23 protein-coding genes, 3 tRNA genes and 1 pseudogene are annotated in these 24,993 nt (G+C 59.7%); 11 read left to right on the top strand and 16 right to left on the bottom strand.

The features are described 5' to 3' along the window. The 4 genes and pseudogenes from AC13QY_RS24820 to AC13QY_RS24835 all read right to left on the bottom strand — a co-directional run. Positions 1-82, bottom strand: a pseudogene (locus tag AC13QY_RS24820) (GTP-binding protein); the annotation flags it as partial. Between the two features lie 401 nt (positions 83-483). Next, positions 484-912, bottom strand: coding sequence for a DUF3597 domain-containing protein (locus AC13QY_RS24825; RefSeq protein WP_488494121.1), 429 nt, complete (start codon positions 910-912; stop codon positions 484-486). A gap of 202 nt (positions 913-1,114) precedes the next feature. Continuing rightward, positions 1,115-1,188 (bottom strand) — tRNA-Gly (locus tag AC13QY_RS24830). A 25-nt stretch (positions 1,189-1,213) separates the two neighbouring features. Further along, positions 1,214-1,298 (bottom strand) — tRNA-Tyr (locus tag AC13QY_RS24835). Between the two features lie 198 nt (positions 1,299-1,496). Between AC13QY_RS24835 and rlmB the strand changes: the two genes are divergently transcribed. Together rlmB and AC13QY_RS24845 are read left to right on the top strand one after the other, a co-directional pair. Next, a complete protein-coding gene (gene rlmB / locus AC13QY_RS24840; RefSeq protein ID WP_152094268.1) occupies positions 1,497-2,405 on the top strand; it encodes a 23S rRNA (guanosine(2251)-2'-O)-methyltransferase RlmB in 909 nt (302 codons plus the stop codon). A gap of 40 nt (positions 2,406-2,445) precedes the next feature. Further along, positions 2,446-3,135: an AprI/Inh family metalloprotease inhibitor gene (locus AC13QY_RS24845; RefSeq protein WP_152094269.1), complete on the top strand. Its 690-nt coding sequence runs from the start codon at positions 2,446-2,448 to the stop codon at positions 3,133-3,135. Between the two features lie 58 nt (positions 3,136-3,193). Here AC13QY_RS24845 and AC13QY_RS24850 read toward each other — a convergent pair whose 3' ends face one another. The 3 genes from AC13QY_RS24850 to AC13QY_RS24860 form a co-directional block, all read right to left on the bottom strand. Beyond that, on the bottom strand, positions 3,194-3,487 hold the full coding sequence (locus AC13QY_RS24850; RefSeq protein WP_152094270.1) for a hypothetical protein: 294 nt from the start codon (positions 3,485-3,487) through the stop codon (positions 3,194-3,196). A 146-nt stretch (positions 3,488-3,633) separates the two neighbouring features. Then, on the bottom strand, positions 3,634-3,903 hold the full coding sequence (locus tag AC13QY_RS24855) for a hypothetical protein (RefSeq protein ID WP_069614918.1): 270 nt from the start codon (positions 3,901-3,903) through the stop codon (positions 3,634-3,636). 133 nt (positions 3,904-4,036) lie between these two features. Then, positions 4,037-4,112: transfer RNA gene (locus AC13QY_RS24860), tRNA-Thr, on the bottom strand. Positions 4,113-4,270: 158 nt separating this feature from the next. Between AC13QY_RS24860 and AC13QY_RS24865 the strand changes: the two genes are divergently transcribed. Next, the gene (locus AC13QY_RS24865; RefSeq protein WP_113351540.1) at positions 4,271-5,044 is read left to right on the top strand and encodes an NAD kinase; all 774 of its coding nucleotides are present in this window, start codon (positions 4,271-4,273) and stop codon (positions 5,042-5,044) included. 106 nt (positions 5,045-5,150) lie between these two features. On the opposite strand, the gene prfB is transcribed toward AC13QY_RS24865, so the two are convergent. The 3 genes from prfB to AC13QY_RS24880 form a co-directional block, all read right to left on the bottom strand. Next, a protein-coding gene (gene prfB / locus AC13QY_RS24870; protein WP_112723143.1) for a peptide chain release factor 2 occupies positions 5,151-6,282 on the bottom strand; the annotation gives its coding sequence in 2 pieces (ribosomal slippage) (positions 5,151-6,212 and positions 6,214-6,282; 1,131 coding nt in all). A gap of 126 nt (positions 6,283-6,408) precedes the next feature. After that, positions 6,409-8,871, bottom strand: a complete 2,463-nt coding sequence (locus tag AC13QY_RS24875; RefSeq protein WP_113328935.1) for a penicillin-binding protein 1A — start codon at positions 8,869-8,871, stop codon at positions 6,409-6,411. Positions 8,872-9,128: 257 nt separating this feature from the next. Next, complete coding sequence (locus AC13QY_RS24880) at positions 9,129-10,379, bottom strand: N-acetylmuramoyl-L-alanine amidase (protein ID WP_442966438.1); 1,251 nt, start codon at positions 10,377-10,379, stop codon at positions 9,129-9,131. 640 nt (positions 10,380-11,019) lie between these two features. Here AC13QY_RS24880 and AC13QY_RS24885 point away from each other — a divergent pair. Further along, positions 11,020-13,929: a ribonuclease E/G gene (locus tag AC13QY_RS24885; protein WP_113351542.1), complete on the top strand. Its 2,910-nt coding sequence runs from the start codon at positions 11,020-11,022 to the stop codon at positions 13,927-13,929. 170 nt (positions 13,930-14,099) lie between these two features. On the opposite strand, the gene AC13QY_RS24890 is transcribed toward AC13QY_RS24885, so the two are convergent. After that, complete coding sequence (locus AC13QY_RS24890) at positions 14,100-15,257, bottom strand: pyridoxal phosphate-dependent aminotransferase (RefSeq protein ID WP_113351591.1); 1,158 nt, start codon at positions 15,255-15,257, stop codon at positions 14,100-14,102. 212 nt (positions 15,258-15,469) lie between these two features. On the opposite strand from AC13QY_RS24890, the gene AC13QY_RS24895 reads away from it, so the two are divergent. The 7 genes from AC13QY_RS24895 (at position 15,470) to AC13QY_RS24925 (ending at position 21,374) form a co-directional block, all read left to right on the top strand. Continuing rightward, positions 15,470-16,237 carry a DsbA family protein gene (locus AC13QY_RS24895; RefSeq protein WP_113351543.1) on the top strand — a complete coding sequence of 256 codons (768 nt, stop codon included), beginning with the start codon at positions 15,470-15,472 and terminating at the stop codon, positions 16,235-16,237. Positions 16,238-16,445: 208 nt separating this feature from the next. After that, on the top strand, positions 16,446-16,883 hold the full coding sequence (gene aroQ, locus AC13QY_RS24900) for a type II 3-dehydroquinate dehydratase (protein WP_113328938.1): 438 nt from the start codon (positions 16,446-16,448) through the stop codon (positions 16,881-16,883). 24 nt (positions 16,884-16,907) lie between these two features. After that, positions 16,908-17,381, top strand: coding sequence for an acetyl-CoA carboxylase biotin carboxyl carrier protein (gene accB / locus AC13QY_RS24905; RefSeq protein ID WP_069614925.1), 474 nt, complete (start codon positions 16,908-16,910; stop codon positions 17,379-17,381). 10 nt (positions 17,382-17,391) lie between these two features. After that, positions 17,392-18,744: an acetyl-CoA carboxylase biotin carboxylase subunit gene (gene accC / locus AC13QY_RS24910; protein WP_173002541.1), complete on the top strand. Its 1,353-nt coding sequence runs from the start codon at positions 17,392-17,394 to the stop codon at positions 18,742-18,744. Positions 18,745-18,747: 3 nt separating this feature from the next. Continuing rightward, positions 18,748-19,392: a leucyl/phenylalanyl-tRNA--protein transferase gene (gene aat, locus AC13QY_RS24915; protein WP_488494122.1), complete on the top strand. Its 645-nt coding sequence runs from the start codon at positions 18,748-18,750 to the stop codon at positions 19,390-19,392. A gap of 49 nt (positions 19,393-19,441) precedes the next feature. Continuing rightward, positions 19,442-20,401 (top strand): DUF2167 domain-containing protein, encoded by a 960-nt coding sequence (locus AC13QY_RS24920; RefSeq protein ID WP_113328940.1) that lies wholly within the window; start codon positions 19,442-19,444, stop codon positions 20,399-20,401. Between the two features lie 337 nt (positions 20,402-20,738). Next, on the top strand, positions 20,739-21,374 hold the full coding sequence (locus AC13QY_RS24925) for a DUF1062 domain-containing protein (RefSeq protein WP_488494123.1): 636 nt from the start codon (positions 20,739-20,741) through the stop codon (positions 21,372-21,374). 66 nt (positions 21,375-21,440) lie between these two features. Here AC13QY_RS24925 and AC13QY_RS24930 read toward each other — a convergent pair whose 3' ends face one another. The 5 genes from AC13QY_RS24930 to gatB all read right to left on the bottom strand — a co-directional run bounded on the left by AC13QY_RS24930 (position 21,441) and on the right by gatB (position 24,990). Further along, a complete protein-coding gene (locus AC13QY_RS24930; protein WP_069614929.1) occupies positions 21,441-21,881 on the bottom strand; it encodes a DUF2155 domain-containing protein in 441 nt (146 codons plus the stop codon). Between the two features lie 103 nt (positions 21,882-21,984). Then, the gene (locus AC13QY_RS24935) at positions 21,985-22,383 is read right to left on the bottom strand and encodes an NADH:ubiquinone oxidoreductase subunit NDUFA12 (RefSeq protein WP_113328942.1); all 399 of its coding nucleotides are present in this window, start codon (positions 22,381-22,383) and stop codon (positions 21,985-21,987) included. A 106-nt stretch (positions 22,384-22,489) separates the two neighbouring features. Further along, a complete protein-coding gene (locus AC13QY_RS24940; RefSeq protein ID WP_152094279.1) occupies positions 22,490-22,957 on the bottom strand; it encodes a GNAT family N-acetyltransferase in 468 nt (155 codons plus the stop codon). Between the two features lie 20 nt (positions 22,958-22,977). Beyond that, positions 22,978-23,481 (bottom strand): GNAT family N-acetyltransferase, encoded by a 504-nt coding sequence (locus tag AC13QY_RS24945; protein WP_113351548.1) that lies wholly within the window; start codon positions 23,479-23,481, stop codon positions 22,978-22,980. A 3-nt stretch (positions 23,482-23,484) separates the two neighbouring features. Then, positions 23,485-24,990 carry an Asp-tRNA(Asn)/Glu-tRNA(Gln) amidotransferase subunit GatB gene (gene gatB / locus AC13QY_RS24950; RefSeq protein ID WP_488494124.1) on the bottom strand — a complete coding sequence of 502 codons (1,506 nt, stop codon included), beginning with the start codon at positions 24,988-24,990 and terminating at the stop codon, positions 23,485-23,487. Positions 24,991-24,993: the final 3 nt, after the last annotated feature.

Below are 24,993 nucleotides of genomic sequence, written 5' to 3' on the forward strand. Positions count from 1 at the left end.
GCGACGTCTTGCCGTGGTCAACGTGACCGATCGTCCCGATGTTAACGTGCGGCTTATTGCGCTCAAACTTACTCTTTGCCATTTGAATGCTTCCTGTGAACGTAATGAGTGACCCCGGCGAACCGGTTTAGTGCCGCCGTTTAAGGCTTTCGTTGCGTTTGCGCAAGACTTAATTGCAGGCCCTATTCCCGGCAAAGTCCGGCCGATGGCGGATGATCCGCAACGCTCGGCATTCCTTCGCCGCGCAAGGTTCGCCGGCCGATCCGGAAAGATGTAAAAGCATTTGCCGGTTCAAGCGCTTAGATAGGAACGCTGAGGAGGAATTCCAGATGTTCCGCCTTAGAGCCTCGGAGATCTGGCCACTGCACAGCAAAACGCGCCCTCGCCCATCGGCGGGAGCGCGCAACTATCGGACGCAATCATGGTTGATTTGGCACACCATCCCGGCGGCGGCCGCATTGCCAACCACCGGACGAAAGACAATCAATCGAGAAGATCGGCCGGCACCTTGCCGCCATTATCCGCAAGCTTCTTCAGAAGAGCCTTGTGGAGGAACATGTTCATCTTGGCGGAATCGCCCGTATCGCCGGCATAGCCAAGCTCTTGCGCCAGTTCCTTGCGCTCGGAAAGGCTCGCATCCATGCCGAGCGCTTTCATGAGGTCGACGATCGAATGCTTCCAGTCCAGCTTCTGGCCACTTTTCTTGACAGCAGCATCGAGGATCGAAGCGATATCCACCGGCGCAGACGGCGCGCTGGTCGCAGGCGAGGTTGCTGCCGTCGTCGCTGAAGGAACCGGCGTCGGCGCGGGCGCCGGATTGTCCGTTGCGGCTGTCGTCGTCGGCGCCGGAGCTGCCTCGGCAGCCTTCGCCTGCCCCCAGATCGCACCCTTGATCTTGTCGAAGATACCCATTTGCGCTCTCCCGTTTCGGTTGCCCGAGCAATATGTATCGCTCGCGCGAATATAAGCAACCCTTCATGTCAAATATGCAAAGACTGCACCAGAGCGAGTATGGAAATGAAAGGCGCATTTGCACGAGGGGTAACCGGGAGGCAAACAACAGGATCGCTCAACCACGAGGGGAGACAATCAGCAAGCAACGATTTAAAAATCTTGGAGCGGGTAGCGGGAATCGAACCCGCGTATTCAGCTTGGAAGGCTGCTGCTCTACCATTGAGCTATACCCGCGGGATGGTCAAGATCCGGCTCGGAATGGTGGAGGGAGTTGGATTTGAACCAACGTAGGCTGAGCCAACGGATTTACAGTCCGTCCCCTTTAACCACTCGGGCATCCCTCCAGTTTTCCGACTGGATCTTGCGACCAGGCTTGCTAGACGTTGGCGTCGCCGCCGTCATCTGCGCCGCGTATATGACCGGACGATTTCCGTCTGTCAACACAAGGAATTGCCAAAAATGACGAAAAAATTTCAGCCTGTGGGAAAAGCCCGGCACTGAAAGAGGCTAGGCGCTCAGGAAGGCGCTGGTTATAAAGCCGCATGAGCAAAGACAAATCATCCGGCCGTCAGGGCCAAGACAGCACCGCCGGCGACCGCTCGGCCAAGGACACTCATTATGCAACGCTGCGCCGCGCGCATCGCGATGCCAAGCGCGAGCGTGGCGAAATCCCGACGCCGACGCCACAGAAGCGCAAGAAGGCCGGCGCTGACGATTGGAAGCCGCCGGCGCTCGCGCCCGACCAGGTCTTTCTCTATGGCCTGCATACGGTTCGCGCGGCGCTGACCAACCCACAGCGCAAGAACGTCAAGCTGTCGGCCACCCAGAATGCGCTGGTACGGCTGGAAGTCGGCCCGGCCGAGCAGCTCGGCATCCCGGTCGAGATCGTCTCGCCGCAGGATATCGACAAGGTGCTTGGTCCGGAGGCGATCCATCAGGGCGTCATGCTGGAAACGCGCCCCCTGCCCGTGCGCCGCCTCGAGGCATTGAAAGACAGTCCGCTGCTGCTCGTTCTCGATCAGGTGACGGACCCGCACAATGTCGGCGCCATCATGCGTTCGGCCGTCGCTTTCGATGCGGGTGCGGTCATTACCACGCAGCGCCACAGCCCGACCGAATCAGGCGTAATGGCAAAATCGGCCTCGGGCGCGCTCGAGCTCATACCTTATATACAGATCACCAATCTCGCCGATGCGCTCGAAGAACTGCATCGTCTCGGCTTCACGACCATCGGGCTCGATTCGGAAGGTCCGGCTCCGCTGGAAGGCACCTTTAGCGGCGACAAGATCGCCCTCGTGCTCGGCTCCGAGGGCAAGGGCCTGCGCCAGAAAACGCGGGAAACGGTGAATGCGCTCGCTCGGCTCGATATGCCAGGCGCCATCAAGTCGCTGAATGTCTCGAATGCAGCCGCGATCGCGCTATATGCGACGCGGTCCTATCTCAAATCATAGTGGCGCCTTTGGCGGCCGCAGCACGTTGGGAGAATTTGCTTTGATCCGTCTTCTTGGTCCTGCGGCGATTGCCGCCGCCCTTGCCTTGACAATGATCCAGCCGGCACGCGCCGCCGATGACGAAATGATCCAGGCGCAAGCCGGCGTCTGGCTGGTTGCGCCGGAAAACGGCGCCAAGGGCTGCCGCCTTACCTTCGGCACGAATACCGTGTCTGGCGGCTACGAGGTTACGGGGGCGGACGCCTGCGCGACGCCACTTCCCGCGCTCGCCGCAGCCAAGATCTGGAATTTCACCGATGACGGGTCGCTGGCGATCGCGGATGGTGGGGGCAAGCCTCTCATGCGCTTCCAGCAGGAGGAAGGCTCGCCATGGGAAAGCGAAGGCGGCGATCGGACGTGGCTGCTGCCGGCGCTCGGCGATGTCGATCACGTGCCGACCACCGAAAGCCTTGCCGGCGCCTGGCGCATCCAGACGCCGGACGGCAAGCCCGTCTGCGATATCACGCTCACCACCGAAAAGGATCAGGACGGCACCGCCAAGATGTCATCGAGCGGCAACTGCGCCGGCGAAGTCGGCGACCTCAAGCTTTCCCTTTGGGCGACAGAAGGGTTCGGACTTGTCATGCTGGGCAGCGATGGCTCCTCGCTCTCTTTTGATATGAAGCCCGACGGCAGTTTCCAGAAGTCCGAGGAAGAGGAAGGCGAGCCGCTGCTGCTGGTCCGCAAATAAGCCGGCTGAAGCATATCTAAGCACGCTCACCGCGAGCGCCAAATCAAGCGCGTAATGCTCATCGTACGATCATCGGCGCCGGGTGCCAGGCCGATTGGCGCCAAAGCACCCTCTCGGTAACGGGGCAGCCATCCTGCAGCTTCGCCCAGGAGGTGACATTGAGGTTCATCTCGCATTGCGCAAGGTAGCTCCGCCCCCCGACGGTCATACAGGCGACCTCGCCGACCGCATGCTGCTTTCCATCCGCATTTTTACAGTAGCAGTTTTCGCCAGCCAACGCTGATGCGCCTGTGAACGCCGTGATCATGACAAGCGGCAATCCCAAGACGACATGCCGCGATATCTCGCGCATGAACGTATCCTCCCCACCACAGATGGATGAAGTGTATGCCGATTTCCGACGTTGTAAATGCGTCTACAATCCCGAGCAGGCAGGCGAATGGATGCATGAAGAACCGGGGGACGATTTGATGCGCTCGCCAGGACCCATCGGTAGGTTCAGTGAACCATAGGGTCCGCTTCGTCGAAGAACGACCGGATGCCGTCGCGCGCAATCGTCGCCAGGAACTCGTCGAATGCCTCGCGGTCGGTCGCGAAGGGCTCTTCCCATTCGATCAGGTCTTCCTCCGGCGTGATGACCTCCATCCGCCAGTCGGCATTGGTGCCGGCCGGGCGAAAGATATCGACCAGGACAGTCACGCCATCGTCGGTGAATTCACCCGAAAGCTCGGAGTGTTCGAGTTTAGGCTTCTTGGGCTTGCTCGGCATATGGTTCCAGGCACACGAATATGGGATGGATGACTGTGACGAGCGTTCGGAGCCCGTTAGCAAAGAGATATTATGTCGTTGCCGCCGGTTTTCCATACCGGAGATGAAACGATCGACGATATTCAGGAAAAAATGGTGCCCCCGGCAGGGTTCGAACCCGCGACCCCCTGATTACAAATCAGGTGCTCTACCAACTGAGCTACAAGGGCGTATGGGCATGCCAAATAACAGACTTTGAAATCCTGTAAAGGGAAAATCGGCCGATCCACGTTAAAGCTGGGGATCGACCGATTCACCAGTTCGAGCGAAACGTCTTGTCGCGGCAGGGGAATAACATTACGAAGAATCGCTATTCAGAGGACATTGCATGCCGCGCAATCTTCAATCCGTTTGTTTTCTCGCCTCCACCGCGCCAGAGGCCCAAGCGGCGCAGGAGGAGCTTATTCGCCTCTACGGCCAGGCACCGCAGGAAAATGCGGATATTGTCGTGGCTCTCGGCGGCGATGGCTTCATGCTGCAGACGCTGCATAAGACGATGAACACCGGCAAACGCGTCTATGGCATGAATCGCGGCTCCATCGGCTTCCTGATGAACGACTACCGCACGGATGGCTTGGCCGAGCGCATCGAAGCAGCTGTCGAAAACGCATTTCACCCCCTGCAGATGACGACGCGCAATGCAGATGGCAGCTCCTGTGTCGCGCTCGCCATCAATGAAGTCTCACTGTTTCGTCAGTCCTATCAGACGGCAAAGCTGAAGGTGGAGATCGACGGGCGGGTCCGCCTGCCGGAACTGATCTGCGACGGGCTGATGGTGACGACGCCGGCTGGCTCCACCGCTTACAATCTTTCCGCGCACGGCCCCATCTTGCCGCTGGAAGCGCCGCTGCTTGCCATGACGCCCGTCAGCGCTTTCCGTCCCCGCCGCTGGCGCGGCGCGCTGCTTCCGAACAAGGTGACGGTCGACATCACCGTGCTCGAAGCGGAGAAGCGTCCGGTCAACGCCGCCGCTGACAATACCGAAGTCAAGTCGGTCCTCGGCATTCAGATCCGCCAGAGCGAAGATACGACGGCCCGCATTCTGTCCGATCCGGACAGGTCTTGGTCGGATAGGATCCTGGCGGAACAATTCTCGGACTGAGCGAGACATCTGCGCCAAGCCCAGGAGGGCAGAGGCAGCCAGGCAGGACGCAACATGAAAAAAGCCCCGGAGACGGGGCTTTTTTCATGCGTGAACGAATGCGACCTTATTCGACGTCGTCGATGACGGCATCGGCAGCACCGCTGATGCGATGCGCAAGGGCTGCTTCCATGAACTCGTTGAGATCACCGTCCAGAACGTCGCTCGGCGCCGTGCTGGAAACGCCGGTGCGCAAATCCTTCACCAACTGGTAAGGCTGCAGGACATAGGAGCGGATCTGGTGACCCCAGCCAATGTCCGTCTTGGAGGCGGCTTCGGCATTGGCGGCCTCTTCCCGCTTCATTAATTCGGCCTCGTACATACGGGCGCGCAGCATGTCCCACGCCTTGGCGCGGTTCTTGTGCTGCGAACGCTCCTGCTGGCACTGCACGACGATCCCCGTCGGGATATGCGTGATGCGGACGGCCGAATCGGTCGTGTTGACGTGCTGGCCGCCGGCGCCTGACGAGCGATAGGTATCGATACGGCAATCGCTTTCGTTGATCTCGATCTGGATCGAATCGTCGACGACCGGGTAGACCCAGATCGACGAGAACGACGTGTGGCGGCGCGCGTTGCTATCGTAGGGCGAAATGCGCACGAGACGATGCACGCCCGATTCGGTCTTCAGCCAGCCATAAGCATTGTGGCCCTTGACGAGCAGAGTTGCGGACTTGATGCCGGCTTCTTCGCCGTCATGGACTTCCAGCAGCTCCACCTTAAAGCGCTGGCGCTCGGCCCAGCGGGTGTACATGCGCAGAAGCATGTTCGCCCAGTCCTGGCTCTCGGTGCCGCCGGCGCCGGAGTGGACTTCGAGGTAGGTATCGTTGCCGTCGGCCTCGCCCGAAAGCATGGCTTCCACCTGCCGGCGTGCGGCCTCCGCCTTCAAGCCCTTGAGCGCTTCTTCAGCCTCACGAACGACATCAGCGTCACCTTCTTCTTCGCCAAGCTCGATCAGCTCGACATTGTCGGCAAGCTGCTGTTCCAGCGCGCGCACGCCGCTGATGCCATCGTCAAGCTGCTGGCGCTCGCGCATCAGCTTCTGCGCCTCGGCAGCATCGTTCCAGAGGGTCGGATCCTCTGACTTATTATTCAACCAGTCCAGTCGTCTTATCGCCTGGTCCCAGTCAAAGATGCCTCCTCAGCAGGGTGATAGCCTGCTTGGTTTCATCAACTACTTTCTCGATTTCGGCTCGCATAATCCCACTTCTTCAGTTCACCGCTCAAGACAAGCGGTCATCCAATTCAAAGAGTGCTGGTGACATAGATATACATGCCGCTGCTGTAAAGCCCCGCGGCATGTCGATCAGACAAATAGGATCGGATCAGAAGAGACCGCCGGATCCGGAGGTGACCGCCTGGTTCGCCTGCGGCGAGGTCCTGAGGATTTCCTCGGGCGCCACCTGAGCCGCCGCATCGCCGCCGCCAATGACCTGCAGGCTGGTGGCTGGGCCGGTGCCGGGCTTGAAGGCTTCCATGATGGCATTCGGCTCGCCGGGCTGCGCGGCCATGCCGGTCGCGCGGTTGACCGCAACCATCGTCATGCCGGCCGGAACCTGGAACTTCTCCGGCGCCTCATCCTTCGTGGCGGCCTGCATGAATTCGTTGAAGATCGGAGCGGCAAGCGCGCCGCCCGTGCCGCCGCGGCCGAGCGTGGCCGGCGTATCGTAGCCGATATAAAGGCCGGCGACGAGGCTCGGCGTGTAGCCGACGAACCAGGCATCCTTCTCATCGTTGGTGGTGCCGGTCTTGCCGGCGACGTCAGTGTTGAGCTTGATCTTGCCGGCCGCCGTACCACGGATGATGACGCCTTGCATCATCGACGTGACCTGATAGGCCGTCATCGGATCGAGCACCTGTTCGCGATTGTCGGCGATGACCGGCTCGTCCTGATTCTGCCAGGCGCTGACGTTGCAATTGTCGCAGACGCGCTCCTCATGCCTGAAGATGGTCTTGCCGTAGCGGTCCTGAATACGGTCGATGAGCGTCGGCTTGATCTGCTTTCCGCCGTTGGCGATGACCGAATAGGCCGAAACCATGCGCAGCACCGTCGTTTCGCCGGCGCCGAGCGACATGGCCAGTACCGGGTTCATATGATCGTAGATGCCGAAGCGCTCGGCATATTCGGCAACCAGCGGCATGCCCATGTCGGAAGCGAGACGCACCGTCATCAGGTTGCGCGAATGTTCGATCGCGAAACGAAGCGTATGGACGCCACCGCCCTCGCCTTCGTAATTCGTCGGCTTCCAGACATCGCCATTGCTGAGCGTGATCTGCAGCGGATCGTCCAGAATGACGGAGGCCGGCGTATAGCCGTTATCCATGGCGGCCGCGTAGACGAAGGGCTTGAAGGACGAACCCGGCTGGCGCTTAGCCTGCGTGGCGCGATTGAATTCTGATTGCGCATAGGAGAAGCCGCCGACCATGGCGAGCACGCGGCCGGTATGCGGGTCCATGGCAACAAGACCGCCCTGCACCTTCGGCGGCTGACGCAGGCGATAGCTGCTCGAATCGGCATTGCCGCTCTTCTGCACGTAAATCACGTCGCCGGGGCTCAAAACGCCGCTTGGCGATTTGACCGATTTGCCGCCGGCCGAGCGATAGGCCCAGCGCATGTCGGCGGGAGCGATCGTACCGCGCGTCCGCTCCGTCGATACCTTGCCTGCGGCATCGACGCGCGGCTGCAGTCCGATATCGACACCCTGATCCGATACGGAAAGAACGACGGCGACCTGCCATTCCGGCACATCGCTCAGGCTTGGAACCTTGGCGAGCTCGGCACCCCAATCCTGCGAAGTGGCAATCTGCTTGATTGGGCCGCGATAGCCGCGGCGCTCGTCATAATCGACCAGACCATCCTGCAGCGCCTTGCGGGCTTCGAGCTGCATCTGCGGGTCGAGGGATGTGCGAACGGAAAGGCCACCTTCGTATAGGGTCTTTTCGCCATATTGGTCGATGAGCTGGCGGCGAACCTCTTCGGCAAAATAGTCGGATGCAAACAGCGAAGGGCCGCTCTTTGGTGGCACGACGCCGAGCGGCTGCTTCTTCGCTTCTTCGCCGTCGCTCTGGCTGACATAGCCGTTCTCGACCATGCGATCGATCACCCAGTTGCGGCGGGTGAGCGCTGCTTCGGCACGGCGGAACGGATTGTAGTTTGACGGGCCTTTCGGAAGCGAGGCCAGATAGGCCGATTCAGCGATGGTCAGCTCGTTGACCGATTTGTCGAAATAGGTGAGCGCGGCACCAGCGATACCGTAGGAGTTCAGGCCGAAATAGATCTCGTTCAGGTAGAGCTCGAGGATCTTGTCCTTGCTGTAGGCCTGCTCGATGCGGAAGGAGAGAATCGCTTCCTTGATCTTACGGTCAAACGTCTGGTCGGCGGACAGCAGGAAGTTCTTGGCGACCTGCTGCGTGATGGTGGACGCACCGACGAAGCGGCGGCCGGACCCAATATTCTGCAAGTTCACGGCCACGGCGCGGATAAGGCCGCCGACATCGACACCGGGATGGTTGTAGAAATTCTTGTCTTCGGCAGAAAGGAAGGCGGCCTTGACGCGATCGGGAATGGCCTGGATCGGCACGAAAAGCCGGTTCTCGCGCGAATATTCCTTCATCAGCGCGCCGTTGCCGGCGTGAATGCGGGTCGTTACCGGCGGCGCGTATTTGGCAAGCACCTCATAATCGGGCAGTTCCTTCGAGACCACGCTCAGATAGATGGCCGCCGCAGCCGCAGCACCCAGAAACAGGAGGCAGCCCAGGCCAAAGAAATATCCAATCAGTCTGATCATCTGATACTACCGGTGCTTGTTCTTCATGCTGCACGTGCGCGAGATCATCGCATAATCACGGGCGTTTTGCACGCTCGCGGCGGGAATGCAAGACGGCAATGGGACAAAGCCGTGCTTCATACGCGAGCAAACGATACTTCGCTGTAACGGCGGGAATGTGAGCAAAATAGGGCCCGACGCCAGCATTCCAATTTCATCCAGTTCTAAAGTACATCGCTGTTACATGGAAGCCACGGCGGATCGCCCCTTCGGAGCCGTCAGCCGCCATTTGCGATAATCGATACGCGATACTGCTTCACCGCTTCCGTCAGTCGGTCGGCGACCTTTTGCCGCCAGTCGGCATCGAGCAACAGCTTTTCGTCCTCCTTGTTGGAGAGAAAGCCGAGTTCAAGCAGGATCGAGGGCACGTCCGGCGCCGTGAGGACCTGGAAACCCGCATGGCGATGCGGATTGTTGATCATGGCGATCTGACCGTTGAACGAGGACAATACGTCCTGCGCCAGCGAAATGGAGAAGGCTTGGGTCTCGCGGCGCGTCAGATCCATCAGAATGTCGTTGACGGCGGCCGGCTGCGTCTGAGCCTCGGCGCCGGCGATCTGATCGGAATTGTTTTCACGATCGGCCACTTCGCTGGCGAGCCGGTCCGACGCCTTGTCCGAGATGGTATAGACGGTCGCACCGCGAATATCCTTCTGCTTCAGCGTATCGGCATGCAGCGAGATGAAGAGCGAGGCGCGATTCTGGCGGGCGATCGTCACGCGTTCGGACAGGGATAGATACTGATCCTTGTCGCGCGTCAGGAAGGCCTTGATCCCAGGCTGCGCATTCAGCTTGTCAGCAAACATTTTCGCAAATGCGAGCGTGATATCCTTTTCCTGCGTGACGCCGTCCGTACCGGTTGCGCCCGCGTCGATACCACCATGACCGGCATCGACTGCAACGAGGAACACATTCGGATCGGCCTTCTGCGCCGGCTCGACCGGGCCGACATCCTTGGCGGTATCGTCGCTCGTCCAGTTCTGCTTCTTCACCAGTTCGGCGAATTGTTCCGCCGGCAGCATCTCGGCATCCAGCACGAGGCGCTGCCCCTTGCCGCTTTCATCGGCCTGAACCCTGGCCGTGACCAGCTTTACCGGTTTCTTTGCCGTCAGCACGATGCGGGCGCTGTCCGCATCCATCGTGCCGTAGCGAATATCCTTGAAGAGGCCGGTCGGCTTGAGATTGGCGGTCGGAAAGCCGAATGCGGTCGCCGGAAGATCGACGACGATGCGAACGGGATTGTCAAGATAATGAACCGTGAAGGTGGGAGCGCGGTCCATGTCGATGACGATACGTGTGCGGGCATCATCACCGGCAATGCGGGCACCATAGGCGAGCACGGAATCATCCGCCGCCGCGGCGGGCGCAAATGTCGAAACCGAACCCAGAATCACCAGAGCGAAGGCCGCTGCCGCAAATCGCAAAGCCCTCACGCCACTCTCCGCCACATGCCGCAATCCCTTTACCAAGTGACCAACGCGCCCCATATTGGTTTCGCCGTTGTTTTTGAAGTCCCAATAACGGGAACCAGGTTTGACCTGATGGCCGCATCGATGATGCGCCGGGAGACGAATCGACCAGACACCCTCCCGCGTCCTCATCATCCGACGAATCCATCAATATTATGGCATACTTGGCTTTTCCCTTGCTATTGTGACAGATAAAACATACAACGCATATTAGGGTAGAAGTGTTGACGGGATAGAGTCGTCGCAAAGGCAGCCGCCTCGAGTACCAGGCGCCAATAAGCGGCATTCATCCGCCGTCTGCAGTACTTCTGCTCAAAACAGTGGATATCTGAATTTCCGGCTTCAAACGGGAAATTCATCGGTGGAGAGCCACCAAACGCTCTTTAGAGAGCACATTCATCGGACCCATTTGGGTCTAAGGCATAGTCGATCTCGCTTGGTTACGGATGTTACCGCAGCAGCTTTTTCAGAAAGTCAACAGACCCCAGGGAACTGACGCCCCGGCTGCCGTCTGGATGCTGTCATCGCCGAACCAATCGCGACTTTCATTATCCGGTGCAACAATTGCGGATCATATCCGGCCTGTCCCAGCGACAGGCAGGCCCCCATCCGGTTGTCTGCGCCGAGGAGCACAGCTTTCATGGCAGACAAAATGCTTATCGATGCGTCTCACGAGGAAGAGACGCGCGTCGTTGTCGTTCGCGGGAACCGCATAGAAGAGTTTGACTTCGAGTCACAGCACAAGAAGCAAATTCGCGGCAACATCTATCTTGCAAAAGTAACGCGGGTAGAACCTTCGCTTCAGGCCGCCTTCGTTGACTACGGCGGCAACCGACACGGCTTTCTGGCCTTTGCCGAAATCCATCCCGATTACTACCAGATCCCGCTCGCCGATCGTCAGGCGCTGCTGAAGGCCGAGGCCGAGGAGCATCGCCGCGACGATGATGTCGAGCATGTCGAGACAGCGCTCGATCTTTCGCAGCAGGAACAGCCCGATATCGGCATCGTGGCGAAGGAAGGCGAAGAAGCCGAGGTGCCGGCTGCGATCGGCGAAGAGGCCCCTGCCGCAGAGGCAGCCGCGGCCGCCGAAGAAGCAGCTCCGGCCAAGAAGGCAAAGCCGCGCCGCAGCCGCAAGAAGGCAGTAGCGGACGCGCCCGCCGAAGAGACGCCAACTCCCGAAGCTACGGCTGCCGTCGATGCGCCGAGCGAGGAAGAGGAAGGACCGTCCGGCGAAATGGCTGCAATGGTCGAAACCGATTCGATCTCAGAAGACGTCACGACCTCCAAGCGCCGCCACGATGACGACGATGATGATGACGATCATGACCACGAAGAGGAAGTGATCGAATCCGTCGGCGCCGAAGACGCGATGGAAGAGGTTCCCGATCGCGCCCAGCGCAAGCCGCGCAAGCAATACCGCATCCAGGAAGTCATCAAGCGCCGCCAGATCCTGCTGGTGCAGGTGGCCAAGGAAGAGCGCGGCAACAAGGGTGCGGCGCTGACCACCTATCTCTCGCTCGCAGGCCGTTATTCGGTTCTTATGCCGAACACGGCACGCGGCGGCGGTATCTCCCGCAAGATCACCAATCCGCAGGACCGCAAGCGCCTGAAGGAAATCGCCAAGATGCTCGAAGTGCCGCAGGGCATGGGCGTCATCCTGCGTACCGCCGGTGCCAACCGCACCAAGGTCGAGGTCAAGCGCGATTTCGAATATCTGATGCGCCTTTGGGAAAACGTCCGCACGCTGACGCTGGCTTCGACCGCGCCATGCCTCGTCTACGAAGAAGGCAGCCTGATCAAGCGCTCGATCCGCGACCTCTACAACAAGGATATCGGCGAGATCATCGTTGCCGGCGAAGAAGGCTATCGTGAAGCAAAGGACTTCATGAAGATGCTGATGCCGAGCCACGCCAAGGTGGTTCAGCCCTATCGCGACATCCATCCGATCTTCTCACGCTCCGGCATCGAGGCGCAGCTAGACCGCATGCTGCAGCCGCAGGTGACGCTGCGTTCCGGTGGCTACCTAATCATGAACCAGACGGAGGCGCTGGTCTCGATCGACGTCAACTCCGGCCGTTCGACCAGGGAACATTCGATCGAGGACACCGCGCTCCAGACGAACCTGGAAGCCGCCGAGGAAATCGCGCGCCAACTACGCCTGCGCGACCTTGCTGGCCTGATCGTCATCGACTTCATCGACATGGAAGAGAAGCGCAACAACCGCGCGGTCGAGAAGAAGCTGAAGGAATGCCTGAAGAACGACCGTGCCCGCATTCAGGTCGGCCGCATCTCGCATTTCGGTCTTCTGGAAATGTCGCGCCAGCGCATCCGCGCCTCGGTTCTGGAAAGCACGACGCAGATCTGCTCGCATTGCGGCGGCACCGGTCACGTGCGCTCGCAGTCTTCCGTTGCCCTGCATGTCCTGCGCGGCATCGAGGAATATCTGCTCAAGAACACGACGCACGACATCACCGTGCGCACGACGCCGGACATTGCGCTCTATCTGCTCAACCACAAGCGGCAGACGATCATCGACTATGAAAGCCGCTTCGGCGTCGCGATCGTCATCGATGCCGACAATGCCGTCGGCACACAGCATTTCGCGATCGACCGCGGTGAGCCGGTCGCCAATCCGGTGAAGATCGAAAGCCTGTTCAACTTCGCAGCCATCCCGGACGACGATGACGACGATATCGTCATCGAAACGGACGAGGAGGAAGACGAAGAGCTGGAAGAAAAGGCTGCGAGCACCGAGCAGCAGCCATCGGCTCGCTCCGAAGGCAATGACGGCAACCGCAAGCGCAAGCGTCGCCGCCGGCGCCGCGGCCGTGGCAACGATACCCAAGCCGCTCCGGCTTCCGAGGCAGGCTCAGCGGCCAGTGTCGCTGAGGATGCGGACGGCGAAGAAGGTGACGACGACGAAGCTGATGTTGGTGCGGAAAACACCGCATCCACCGGCAGTGACGATGACACACAGCAGAAGCGCAAGCGCCGTCGTCGCGGCAAGCGTGGTGGCCGACGCAATCGTGAAAACGAAGGCAACGAACAGACTGCAGCAGGCGAGGAAGCCGGTTCCGGCGAAGTTGATGAGAACGATGCAGAAGACGGCGACGACGCAACCGTAACGGTGGCCGAGATCGCGGTTGCCGAAGGCGAAGCCGCCGTCGAGGCGCAGCCCGCCATGGCAGCGGTTGAAACGGCAGCCGTCGTTACCGAAGACGTCAAGCCCGCCAAGGGCCGCGGTCGCCGCAAGGCGAAGGCTGTCGAGGCATCGCCGGTCGAAACGCCCGCTGTCGAGGAAGCGCCCACAGCGGATGTCGAAATCGAGGCAGTTGCCGAGATCGCCGAAGTTTTGGACAATTCGGCAGACACGGCGACACCCGAAGCGTCTGAGGATGCAGCCAAACCGGCCCGCGCCAACCGCGAATCCAACGTTTCCTCCTCTGCTCCGGTGGTGAAATCCACCCGCGCTAACGAAGGTAGCGAGAGCGACGGAGAGCCGACCAAGCCGAAGAAAGCTGGCTGGTGGCAACGCCGCGGCTTCTTCTAAGAAGATCAATTCGTGATGAACTTAAAATCCGGCTGTGGCAACGCGGCCGGATTTTTCGTTTCCGTTGCGCGATTTATTCGTCATTCACGCTGCATAAGAAGCCAAAGCGCAGCGGTTCCACGCTTGCGAAAATGCTTCCGCAAGCTCGCGCAAACCATTGATTGTAGATTCTATTTCAGCCAAGCGGCCATACGTTCGATGGCTTCCTCGATCTCGGCATTCGAGCCGGCATAGGAGAAACGCATCGCGCGATGTCCTTCCACAGGATCGAAATCGAGGCCGGGCGTGGCGGCGACGTTGATTTCGGCCAGCATCTTTTGCGCAAAGACCATGCTGTCGTTCGTGAAGCCGCTGACATCGACATAGGCGTAGAAAGCGCCATCCATCGGCGAGGCAATACGGAAGCCGATTTCCGGCAGCCGACGCGTGAGGAAATCGCGGTTGCGGCCGTAGCTCTCGCGATAGACATCCAGTTCCGCGCCTGCGTCGAGTGCCGCTTCGGCGGCAATCTGCGACAGTTCCGGCGCGGAAATGTAAAGGCTCTGGGCCACGCGCTCGACGGGACGAACGAGCCGTTCCGGTAAGACCATCCAGCCAATACGCCAGCCGGTCATGCAGTAATATTTCGAGAAGGAATTGATGACAATCGCCTCGTCCGTCAGCTCCAGCGCACTCGTCTCCTCACCGACGAAAGTCAGCCCGTGGTAGATCTCGTCGGAGATGAAGGCGATGGAACGATCCGCGCAATAATCAGCCAGCGCCTTCAAGGCCGCCCTGCCCGTCACCGTGCCTGTGGGATTGGCGGGGCTTGCTAGCAGCACGCCCTTCAGGCGCTTGCCGCTTGCCGCCTGCACTGCCTCGAGGCTCTCGGGCGTTAACGTAAACTCCGTCTCCTCTGTGACCGGCACCTCGACGACATCGAGACCGAGTGCGGCGAGGATATTGCGATAGGCCGGATAGCCCGGCCGTGCGATGGCAACGCTATCGCCGGCATCGAACAGAGTCAGAAAGGCAAGATTAAAGCCCGCCGACGATCCGGTCGTGATCGCAATGCGCTTCGGATCGATGCTGAGGTCGTGGCGTACCTGGTAATGGGCGGAAAGCGCCTGCCGCAGGGCCAGAGTACCGAGCGCGTCCGTATAACCGATCCGGCCATGGCCAAGAGCTACGCGCGCCGCCTCCAACGCCGCTTGGGGCGCGGGATGCGAGGGCTGTCCAACCGCCATGGAAATGACGGAATGCCCTGCCTGGCGACGCCGTGTCGCTTCCGCCAGCACATCCATGGCATGAAAGGGTTCAACATCGCTGCGCTTGGATAGGGAAAACAAGGTCAATTCTCTCTCGGATCGGATTGGCAAGCGACATTTGCCGCAATATCGGCGCGTTCACAATCCTGCGATTGCGGCTTTGTCGTGAAAATTCCTGTTTCTGGAAGTAAGGACGCACCGTAAATTGTCGATGCTTATTTGCGGATGTTAACCCGACGATGTTATTGCGCATCCGAGAATGACGTCTCCGCCCAGATCCAAACGAGGACCCCATGATCTTTTCTCTCAAAAGCCTGCTGACGGTTTCGGCGATTGCCCTGACAGCGTCCTTCGCCACGATCCAGCCGGCCGCCGCGCTGGACGACCAGCAGAAGAAGGAAATCGGGGATTTCATCAAGGAATATCTCGTCGAGCACCCGGAGGTACTGCTGGATGCACAGGCCGCGCTTGAAAAGAAACAGGATGAAGCCCGCATTGCGCAGTCGGCCCAGGTGATCACCCAGAACAAGGATGCGATCTTCAACTCCAAGGATGACGTGGCCATCGGCAATCCGAAGGGCGATATCACCGTCGTCGAGTTCTTCGACTATAATTGCACCTATTGCCGCCATGCGCTTGGCGATATGGACAAGCTTCTGCAGCAGGACAAAAATGTTCGTTTCGTGCTGAAGGAATTCCCGATCCTCGGTCAGGATTCAGTTGCCGCTTCCCGGGTCTCCAGCGCGTTCCGCCTGCTCGCGCCGGAAAAATATGCCGAGTTCCATCACAAGCTGCTGGGCAGCGACGGCCGCGCCTCCGAAGACACCGCCATCGATGTCGCCACCTCGCTCGGTGTCAGCGAAGCGGCCATCCGCGCCGAAATGGCAAAAGCGCCGAACACTGACATGATCAAGGCGACCTATCAGCTTGCCTCCGATCTCAACGTGACGGGCACGCCGGCCTATGTCATCGGCAACGAGATGGTTTCGGGCGCAATCGGCCTCGATGCTATCAAGGAAAAGATTGCCAACGTTCGCAGCTGCGGCAAGACGAGCTGCTGAACGGCGCAAAAGCCCACTCTCAAAAGCGGGTAAGCAAGTGGCCTATTCGCTTTTTTACGAGCTTCGGAACGGCGCCGCGACACAGCATGGCGCAAAAATGCCAAAATCGCGGCGTTTCCACACCTAGAGGCACGCAACCTTCGTGCCAGGGCTTTCCTACAGAGCCTTGGGAGTCTATAGGTTGCGCTGCACTTTGACGGAACCTCTAATGGCGCAAACTATTTTCGTCCTGAACGGACCCAATTTGAATGCTCTCGGCAAGCGCGAGCCGGGCATCTATGGCGGCAAGACGCTCAAGGATATCGAAGCCGACTGCAAGGTCGCAGGTGAAAGCCTGGGCTTCATCGTCGATTTCCGCCAGAGCAATCACGAAGGCGTGCTGGTCGACTGGATGCACGAAGCCGGCGACAAGGCCGCCGGTGTCGCGATCAATCCCGGTGCCTACGGTCATACGTCCATCGCGCTGCATGACGCGATCCGCGCCATTTCCATTCCCGTCGTGGAGGTACATATCTCCAATATCCACGCACGCGAAGAATTCCGGCACAAATCGATGATCGCGCCCGCAGCAAAGGGCATGATCTGCGGTTTCGGACCTCATAGCTACATCCTGGCGCTTCAAGCGCTGAAATCCATCACCCAATAACAAAAATACAGGGCAAGAAATCCAATGGCTGAAAAGAAATCGGGTATCGACCAGGCGCTGATTCGCGATCTCGCCAATATTCTCAACGACACGGATCTCACCGAGATCGAAGTCGAGCAGGAAGATTTGCGCATCCGCGTGTCGCGCGCCGGCACGACGCAGTATGTTCAGGCGCCGATTGCCGCCCCGGCCGCTTACGCCGCTCCTGCTGCCGCGGCAGCAGCGCCGGCCGCCGCCGCTCCCGCCGGCAAGACCCGCAACCCCGACAATGTCGTCAGCGCGCCGATGGTCGGCACAGCCTATCTGGCGCCGGCTCCGGGCTCGGCTGCCTTCATCCAGGTCGGCGCATCCGTCAAGGAAGGTCAGACGCTGCTGATCATCGAAGCAATGAAGACGATGAACCAGATCCCCGCTCCGAAATCCGGCACGGTGACTGAAATTCTCGTTCAGGACGGCCGTCCGGTCGAGTACGGCGAAGCCCTGGTCGTCATCGAGTAAGGTCGGCCCGATGCCCATGATTTCGAAGATTCTCATAGCCAATCGCGGAGAGATCGCTCTGCGCGTGCTGCGCGCCTGCAAGGAGCTCGGCATTGCGAGCGTTGCGGTGCACTCCACGGCCGATGCCGATGCCATGCATGTACGGCTTGCGGATGAGAGCGTTTGCATCGGCCCACCGCCGTCGCGCGAAAGCTATCTCAATATCCATCAGATCGTCGCCGCCTGCGAGATCACCGGCGCGGACGCCGTGCATCCCGGCTATGGGTTCCTGTCGGAAAATGCCAAGTTCGCCGATATTCTCGAGGCGCACGGCATTACCTTCATCGGTCCGACGGCGGAACATATCCGCATCATGGGCGACAAGATCACCGCCAAGACCACGGCGCAGCAGCTCGGCATTCCGGTCGTTCCCGGTTCCGATGGCGAAGTGAAGACCGAGGCGGATGCGCTGAAGACAGCGCGCGAGATCGGCTATCCGGTGCTCATCAAGGCAACTGCCGGCGGCGGCGGCCGCGGCATGAAGGTCGCCCGCACGGAAGAAGACCTGATCGAGGCCTGGTCGACGGCACGCACGGAAGCGGCAGCCGCCTTCGGCAACGAATCCGTCTATATGGAAAAGTACCTCGGCAAGCCGCGCCACATCGAAATCCAGGTTTTCGGTGACGGCGAAGGCAATGCGATCCATCTCGGCGAACGTGACTGCTCGCTGCAGCGCCGCCACCAGAAGGTCTGGGAAGAGGCCAACTCCCCAGCCCTCAACGTCGAGCAGCGCATGAAGATCGGCCAGATCTGCGCCGACGCGATGAAGAAGCTGAAGTATCGCGGCGCCGGCACCATCGAATTCCTCTATGAGAACGGCGAGTTCTACTTCATCGAAATGAACACCCGTCTGCAAGTGGAGCATCCGGTCACGGAAGCCATCACCGGCATCGACCTCGTGCACGAGCAGATTCGCGTCGCTTCCGGCGGCGGTCTTTCGGTCACGCAGGACGAGGTGCATTTCCAAGGCCATGCCATCGAATGCCGTATCAATGCCGAAGATGCCCGCACCTTCGTCCCCTCGCCCGGCACGATCACGCATTTCCATGCGCCCGGCGGCCTTGGCGTTCGGATCGATTCCGGTGCCTATCAGGGCTACAGGATCCCTCCCTACTACGACAGTCTGATCGGCAAACTCATCGTGCACGGGCGCACCCGCGTCGAATGCATGATGCGCCTGCGCCGTGCGCTTGACGAATTCGTTGTGGACGGCATCAAGACCACCCTGCCGCTCTTCCAGGATCTGGTTTCCAATCAGGATATCGCCAACGGCGATTACGATATCCATTGGCTGGAAAACTACCTGGCAAAAACATCGGCCTAGCCTGTGCCCGGAGCGCGCGGCAAACGTCCCGGCATTACCCCGGAGATTTTGCTGCGCGCCTATTCCATCGGGCTTTTTCCGATGGCTGAATCGGCAGACGATCCGGAGATCTTCTGGGTCGAGCCGGAATTGCGAGGCATCATCCCTCTGGATACGTTTCACGTCTCCAAGAGCCTCGCCAAGAAGACCCGTCAACATCCCTTCGATATTCGCTTCGACACGGATTTCGAAGCGGTCATCGCCGCCTGCGCTGAAGAGACGAGCGATCGCCCCAGCACCTGGATCAACGACACGATCCGCACGCTTTATGCCACCCTGCATCATATCGGCCACGCCCATTCCGTGGAGGCCTGGGACGGCGACCGGCTGGTTGGCGGGCTCTATGGCGTTTCGCTGGGATCCGCCTTCTTTGGCGAAAGCATGTTTTCCCGTCGCACGGACGCCTCCAAGATCTGTCTCGTCTATCTGGTGGAGCGCCTGCGCGAACGCGGCTTCACCCTACTCGACACGCAATTCACCACCGAGCACCTGAAGACATTCGGCGCCATCGACGTGCCTAAGGATGCCTATGCCAAGATGCTGGAGAAAGCGATGGAATCGCCCAATCTCAGCTTCTCCGATGGTGGAAATCGGCCGGAAATGAATTGATTACGAAACGGATTGCCCTAAGTTCGGCACAACAGCCGAGGGTAGAATCGTGAAGAATCATATTGCAATTGCATTTCTCGCCGCGCTGACCATCGCGACGCAGACCAACGCCAAATCATTCCACGACATGTTCGGAGTCGAGCCGCCGGTAGGCGACGAAGGCGCCGTGCTTAAAACGCTGGATTTCCAGCAGGGCGCGATCAAGATCCCCACCGCCAATGCCACACTGACTGTCTCTGACCAGTTCTACTATCTCAATCCGCAGGATTCGAAGAAGGTGCTGGTTGAGCTCTGGGGCAATCCGGAAAGTTCGGTGGGTAATCCGCTCGGCATGATCTTCCCAGCCAAATATCCGCCGACCGACCCACATTCCTGGGGTTCCGTCATCGACTATGACGGCAGCGGCTATGTCTCCGATGAGGATGCAGCATCGACCGATTACGACGATCTTTTGAAGAAGATCCAGGACGCGATCAAGGAAGCGAATCCCGAACGTGAACAGCAGGGCTTCGACCCGATCACACTGGTCGGCTGGGCAGAACCGCCACATTACGATAAGGCGACCCATGCCCTCCACTGGGCGCGCGATCTGATTTTCGGCAAGGATCCCAATGCCGGTCACACGCTGAACTATTCCGTGCGCGTGCTGGGACGCGAAGGCGTCACCGAGCTCGATTTCGTCGCCGGACTGGATCAGCTGCAGGAAATCAACGCCGCTATCCCCAACGTCATCAACACCGTGCAATATGATAGCGGCAAGCGCTATGCCGATTTCACCAATGGCGACAAGATCGCCGCCTATAGTATGGCGGGCATGATCGCCGCCGGTGCGGGCGTAAAGGTTGCGGCAAAGCTTGGCCTGCTTGCAGTCGTTCTCGGCTTCTTCAAAAGTTTTGGCGTCGCCCTTCTGGCATTGAAGAAGGGCCTCATCGTAGTGCTGGCGGGTGTCGTGGCGGCCGGCCGCAAGATCCTGAGTCTGTTCCGCCGCAAAGGAAATGGTGACGCCTGAAGCAATCCACGCCTGAAGTTTTTTACCACTTCAAATCCTGATTGTGGCCTGCTATCCCTGCAAGCGAAGAGCGTTGGTGCATAGAGGTTCCACTTTGCCGTCGTAAATACCGGTCTCATCCAAATCACCCAGTGCATCGGGACGGTTCCATGCCGTCCGACGCATATTCATGTCCATCGGGTGATGGCCTGAGACCGGTTTGGCATTGTCAAAACGCGCCTAATACAGCCACCGCTGTCTCAGCTCTTCAGCCGTCCCGCAATATCGCCATACCGCGCCCTGACGGGCTTGTCTCACCGCCAGCTTGGTGGACTTCCAGACGGAAGACCAAGACGGTATGTGCAATATTCTTCAGGTCCGTTGGACCCTTACGCCTAAAACATCGCCTCAACCATGGATCGCCTGCAGCGGCTGCGGATCTCCAAAACCCTTCAGATCGAGCGGCAAGATCAGGCTCAACGCCAATGGCAAGCGGCTCGATGCCTGGCTTGTCTATAAGTGCATCGATTGCGACAAGACATGGAACCGAACGCTTTTCGAGCGCCGGACCGTTCACGACCTCGCCCCTTCCACGCTCGATGCACTGCAGCGCAGCGATCCGGACTGGGTACGCGCGCAGGAATTCGATCTCGACGGGCTGAGGCGGAAAGCCAAACGTATTGAGGAGCCGCCCGATGTCTCCATCCTGAAAGAGGCTATAGGTGTGGCAAGCGGCTGGACTTTGCTTGATATCGGGATATCAGCTCAATTCCCGACAAACCTGCGCCTTGATCGGCTGCTTGCATCGGAGTTGGCAATCTCGCGCTCGCGGCTTCAGGGCTTTCGGGATGGAGGCAAATTGAAAGCCTATCCGGACCGCAACGACTTGTTGCGGCACAAGATCAAAGACGGCGTGCGGATCGTACTCGACTTGTCGGAGGTGGCCGATCGTCTGGCGATAGGTGAAGCGGCGGCAAATACCGAGCGAGAATGAAACTATGCCCGCAGGAGAAAGGCTTCTGCGGGCTACATAATCCTGCTGTGAATGTCTCGAAACCGACTACTTCGCGCCGGCAGTATCCGGCGCCGGAACGTCGGACTTCTGCTTGCACTCTTTCAGCCAGACGTCATAGATCGGATGCTCGACGGCGTTGAGGCCGGGGCTGTCGGCGAACATCCAGCCGGTGAAGATGCGGCGGATACGGCGATCGAGAGTGATCTCGTCCACCTCGACGAAACCGTCCACCTTCTGTTGCTCGGTATCGTCTCGTGAATAGCAGGCGCGCGGCGTCACTTGCAATGCACCGAACTGCACGGTTTCGTTGACATAAACGTCGAAGGTGGTGATGCGGCCGGTGATCTTGTCGAGGCCGGAGAAGACCGCAACTGGATTTGATATGCGGGCAGCCTCGGCAGTAGGGGCTGCCATGATGCCGGCGAAGAGGGTGATTCCCGCTGCAGCCACCGCACGCAAAGAAGCGCTCCGCGTGAAAAACATCATATCCGCCAGTCTCCGCTTGGTCTCGGTCAAGGCGCCGAGCTCGCGCCGGCATATGTCGCGCCTAAAGCCCAATTGTGGCCAAAGGACGAGCCGGCTGTCGCGCTCAGTTGCCCGGGGTCCAGGCGTCGTAGTCGCCGGTCACGCGCGGACGCTCGCCGGCAACGGCGAGAGAGCCCGGCGGGCGGTAAGCCTGCGGCGAGCCTGTGGGATTGGCGCGATGCTCCTTCTGCCAGTCCTTGGCGACATAGTTTTCCTTGGTCGGCGGAACGTCGGTGCGGTGATGCATCCAGCCGTGCCAGCCCGGAGGAATGGCGGAGGCTTCGGCATAGCCCTTGTAGATCACCCAGCGCTTTGGAAGGCCGTAAGAGGACGTGCCGCCTTCGTAATAGACATTCCCGAACTCATCCTCGCCGACACGCTTGCCAAACCGCCAAGTCGCGAAGCGCGTCCCCATGGTCTGACTGTTCCACCAGGTGAAGGTCTGTACGATGAAATTCCACATGTCTTTTCCTCGATACTCGCTGAGGGGCGAGCGATACCAGAATTCGATAGTTTGCTTATGCCGCCCCTGATCCTGCTTGTCCAGTGATTCCAGCAGGCAAACGGCTTCATTTCAATGTCATCTTGAAGCCCAGATGTGTCGGCTTGAAACCGAGTCTTTCATAGAAGCGATGTGCATCCTTGCGAGCCGCATTCGAGGTCAGCTGTACCATCCGCATGCCGCGGCGTTTCGCCTCCTCGATGCAGAAGTTGATCATCGCCGCCCCGATCCCCTGCCCGCGCATGTCGCCACGCGTCTGGACGGACTCGATGATCATCACGGACGATCCCCGACCGTGCAGCGAGGTGACGACAATTGTCTGAAAGGTGCCGACGACCTCGCCGGCAAACTCAGCGGCGTAAAGCGTCTGGTTCGACGATGCGGCAATCACGCGAAAAGCATTGGCATAGTCGTCATAGGCCGAAGGCTCGGCGGTATCGCCATGACCGCCCATGGTGTCGGCGGCGAAGAGCGCGATCAGGGCATGAAGGTCGGACTCTTTCGCTTCGCGGATTAGCAGGCGGCCGGCTTCCATGAATGATCTCGCCTATTCTTTCAGTGGCCCGCCAGCGGCTTCTCGAATATCAGCGCCGGAATGCCCGACTGCCCATTGCCGCAGTTTTCCGTGCGGCCAACCTCGACAAAGCCGTGGGCCTGGTAAAAGGCGATCGCAGGCGCGTTCTGCGGATCGACCTCAAGGCGCATGATCTCCGCATCCGGGAAGCAGGTCTCCAGCTCAGCGAAAATATCGCGGCCGATACCCTCGCGCTGATGCTCCGGACTGACATAGAGCATGTGAAGCATGACGGTTTTCGTCATCTCTTTGGACATGGCGGCATAGCCCATGCCGCCGATCGTCTTGCCGTCGTCGGCCACCAGGAATTCGGAATTCTTATTCGCCAACCGCGCCTTCAGCGAGGCAAGCGAATGCCAGGAGGCGTGCAGCTCGCCGACCTTTTCCGGCCCGTAGATCCGGTCATAGGTCGCATGCCAGGTTTCGCCGAGCAGAGCGCGGACCTTTTCCAGGTCCTGCTCGCTGGCGGTGCGGACGAAGAACACCGCTTATTCCTCTTCGATGCCGAGCTTGGCCTTGACCAGCGCCTGCACCGCCTGCGGGTTGGCCTTGCCGCCGGTCGACTTCATCACCTGGCCGACGAACCAGCCGGCAAGGGTCGGCTTGGCCTTAACCTTGGCAACCTGATCCGGGTTGGCGGCGATGATCTCGTCGACAGCCTTTTCGATCGCGCCGGTGTCGGTGACCTGCTTCATGCCGCGCGCCTCGACAATCTCCGCGGGATCGCCGCCCTCGGTGAGCACGATTTCGAACAGATCCTTGGCGATCTTGCCGGAGATGGTTTCCGCCTTGATGAGGTCGATGATCGCGCCGAGCTGGGCGGGCGAAACCGGAGTCTCTTCAATGTCTTTGCCGGTTCTGTTCAGAGCGCCCAGCAAGTCGTTGATGACCCAGTTTGCCGCCATCTTGCCATCGCGGCCGGCGGCAACTGCTTCGAAATAATCGGCAATCGCCTTTTCCGAGACGAGCACGGAGGCGTCGTAGACCGAGAGGCCGAGTTCGCGGACGAAACGCTCCTTCTTATCGTCGGGCAGCTCAGGCAGATGCTCGGCAAGCTCCGCGACGAAGGCATCGTCGAACTCAAGCGGCAGCAGATCCGGATCGGGGAAATAGCGGTAATCATGCGCATCTTCCTTCGTGCGCAGAGACCGCGTCTCGCCCTTGTTCGGATCGAACAGGCGGGTTTCCTGATCGATCGTACCGCCGTCTTCCAAAATGCCGATCTGGCGGCGTGCTTCATATTCGATCGCCTGACCAATGAAGCGGATGGAGTTGACGTTCTTGATTTCGCAGCGCGTGCCGAATTCGCCGCCGGGACGGCGAACGGAAACGTTGACGTCGGCGCGCATGGAGCCTTCGTCCATATTGCCGTCGCAGGTGCCGAGATAGCGCACGATCGAGCGCAGCTTCGTCATATAGGCCTTCGCCTCGTCGGCGGAGCGGATATCCGGCTTGGAGACGATTTCCATCAGCGCGACGCCGGAGCGGTTCAGATCGACATAGGACATGGTGGCGTGCTGGTCGTGCATCGACTTGCCGGCATCCTGTTCCAGATGCAGGCGCTCGATGCCGATCTCGATATCCTCGAACTGGCCCTGACGGTCCGGACCGAGCGAGATGACGATCTTGCCCTCGCCGACGATCGGATCCTTGAACTGCGAGATCTGATAGCCCTGCGGCAGGTCGGGATAGAAATAGTTCTTGCGGTCGAAGATCGAGCGCTTATTGATCTTGGCCTTCAGGCCGAGACCGGTGCGCACGGCTTGTTTCACGCATTCTTCGTTGATGACAGGCAGCATGCCGGGCATGGCTGCATCGACGAGCGACACGTTGGAATTCTGAGGATTGCCGAACGCCGTCGAGGCGCCGGAGAAGAGCTTGGACTTGCTCAGTACCTGGGCGTGGACTTCCATCCCGATAACGACTTCCCAATCACCCGTGGCACCGGGAATGAGGCGTTTCGGATCTGGCGTACGGACGTCGACAATGGTCATGGG

The organism is Martinezella sp. CNPSo 3795 (genome assembly GCF_057784475.1).

Coding starts and splice junctions, on each gene's coding strand:
- AC13QY_RS24865 (WP_113351540.1), top strand. CDS start 4,271: ATGCCGCGCAATCTTCAATCCGTTTGTTTTCTCGCCTCCACCGCGCCA.
- AC13QY_RS24930 (WP_069614929.1), bottom strand. CDS start 21,881: ATGATGTTTTTCACGCGGAGCGCTTCTTTGCGTGCGGTGGCTGCAGCG.
- AC13QY_RS24885 (WP_113351542.1), top strand. CDS start 11,020: ATGGCAGACAAAATGCTTATCGATGCGTCTCACGAGGAAGAGACGCGC.
- rlmB (WP_152094268.1), top strand. CDS start 1,497: ATGAGCAAAGACAAATCATCCGGCCGTCAGGGCCAAGACAGCACCGCC.
- AC13QY_RS24850 (WP_152094270.1), bottom strand. CDS start 3,487: ATGCGCGAGATATCGCGGCATGTCGTCTTGGGATTGCCGCTTGTCATG.
- AC13QY_RS24825 (WP_488494121.1), bottom strand. CDS start 912: ATGGGTATCTTCGACAAGATCAAGGGTGCGATCTGGGGGCAGGCGAAG.
- aroQ (WP_113328938.1), top strand. CDS start 16,446: ATGGCGCAAACTATTTTCGTCCTGAACGGACCCAATTTGAATGCTCTC.
- AC13QY_RS24940 (WP_152094279.1), bottom strand. CDS start 22,957: ATGGAAGCCGGCCGCCTGCTAATCCGCGAAGCGAAAGAGTCCGACCTT.
- AC13QY_RS24935 (WP_113328942.1), bottom strand. CDS start 22,383: ATGTGGAATTTCATCGTACAGACCTTCACCTGGTGGAACAGTCAGACC.
- gatB (WP_488494124.1), bottom strand. CDS start 24,990: ATGACCATTGTCGACGTCCGTACGCCAGATCCGAAACGCCTCATTCCC.
- accC (WP_173002541.1), top strand. CDS start 17,392: ATGCCCATGATTTCGAAGATTCTCATAGCCAATCGCGGAGAGATCGCT.
- AC13QY_RS24895 (WP_113351543.1), top strand. CDS start 15,470: ATGATCTTTTCTCTCAAAAGCCTGCTGACGGTTTCGGCGATTGCCCTG.
- accB (WP_069614925.1), top strand. CDS start 16,908: ATGGCTGAAAAGAAATCGGGTATCGACCAGGCGCTGATTCGCGATCTC.
- AC13QY_RS24925 (WP_488494123.1), top strand. CDS start 20,739: ATGTGCAATATTCTTCAGGTCCGTTGGACCCTTACGCCTAAAACATCG.
- AC13QY_RS24875 (WP_113328935.1), bottom strand. CDS start 8,871: ATGATCAGACTGATTGGATATTTCTTTGGCCTGGGCTGCCTCCTGTTT.
- AC13QY_RS24855 (WP_069614918.1), bottom strand. CDS start 3,903: ATGCCGAGCAAGCCCAAGAAGCCTAAACTCGAACACTCCGAGCTTTCG.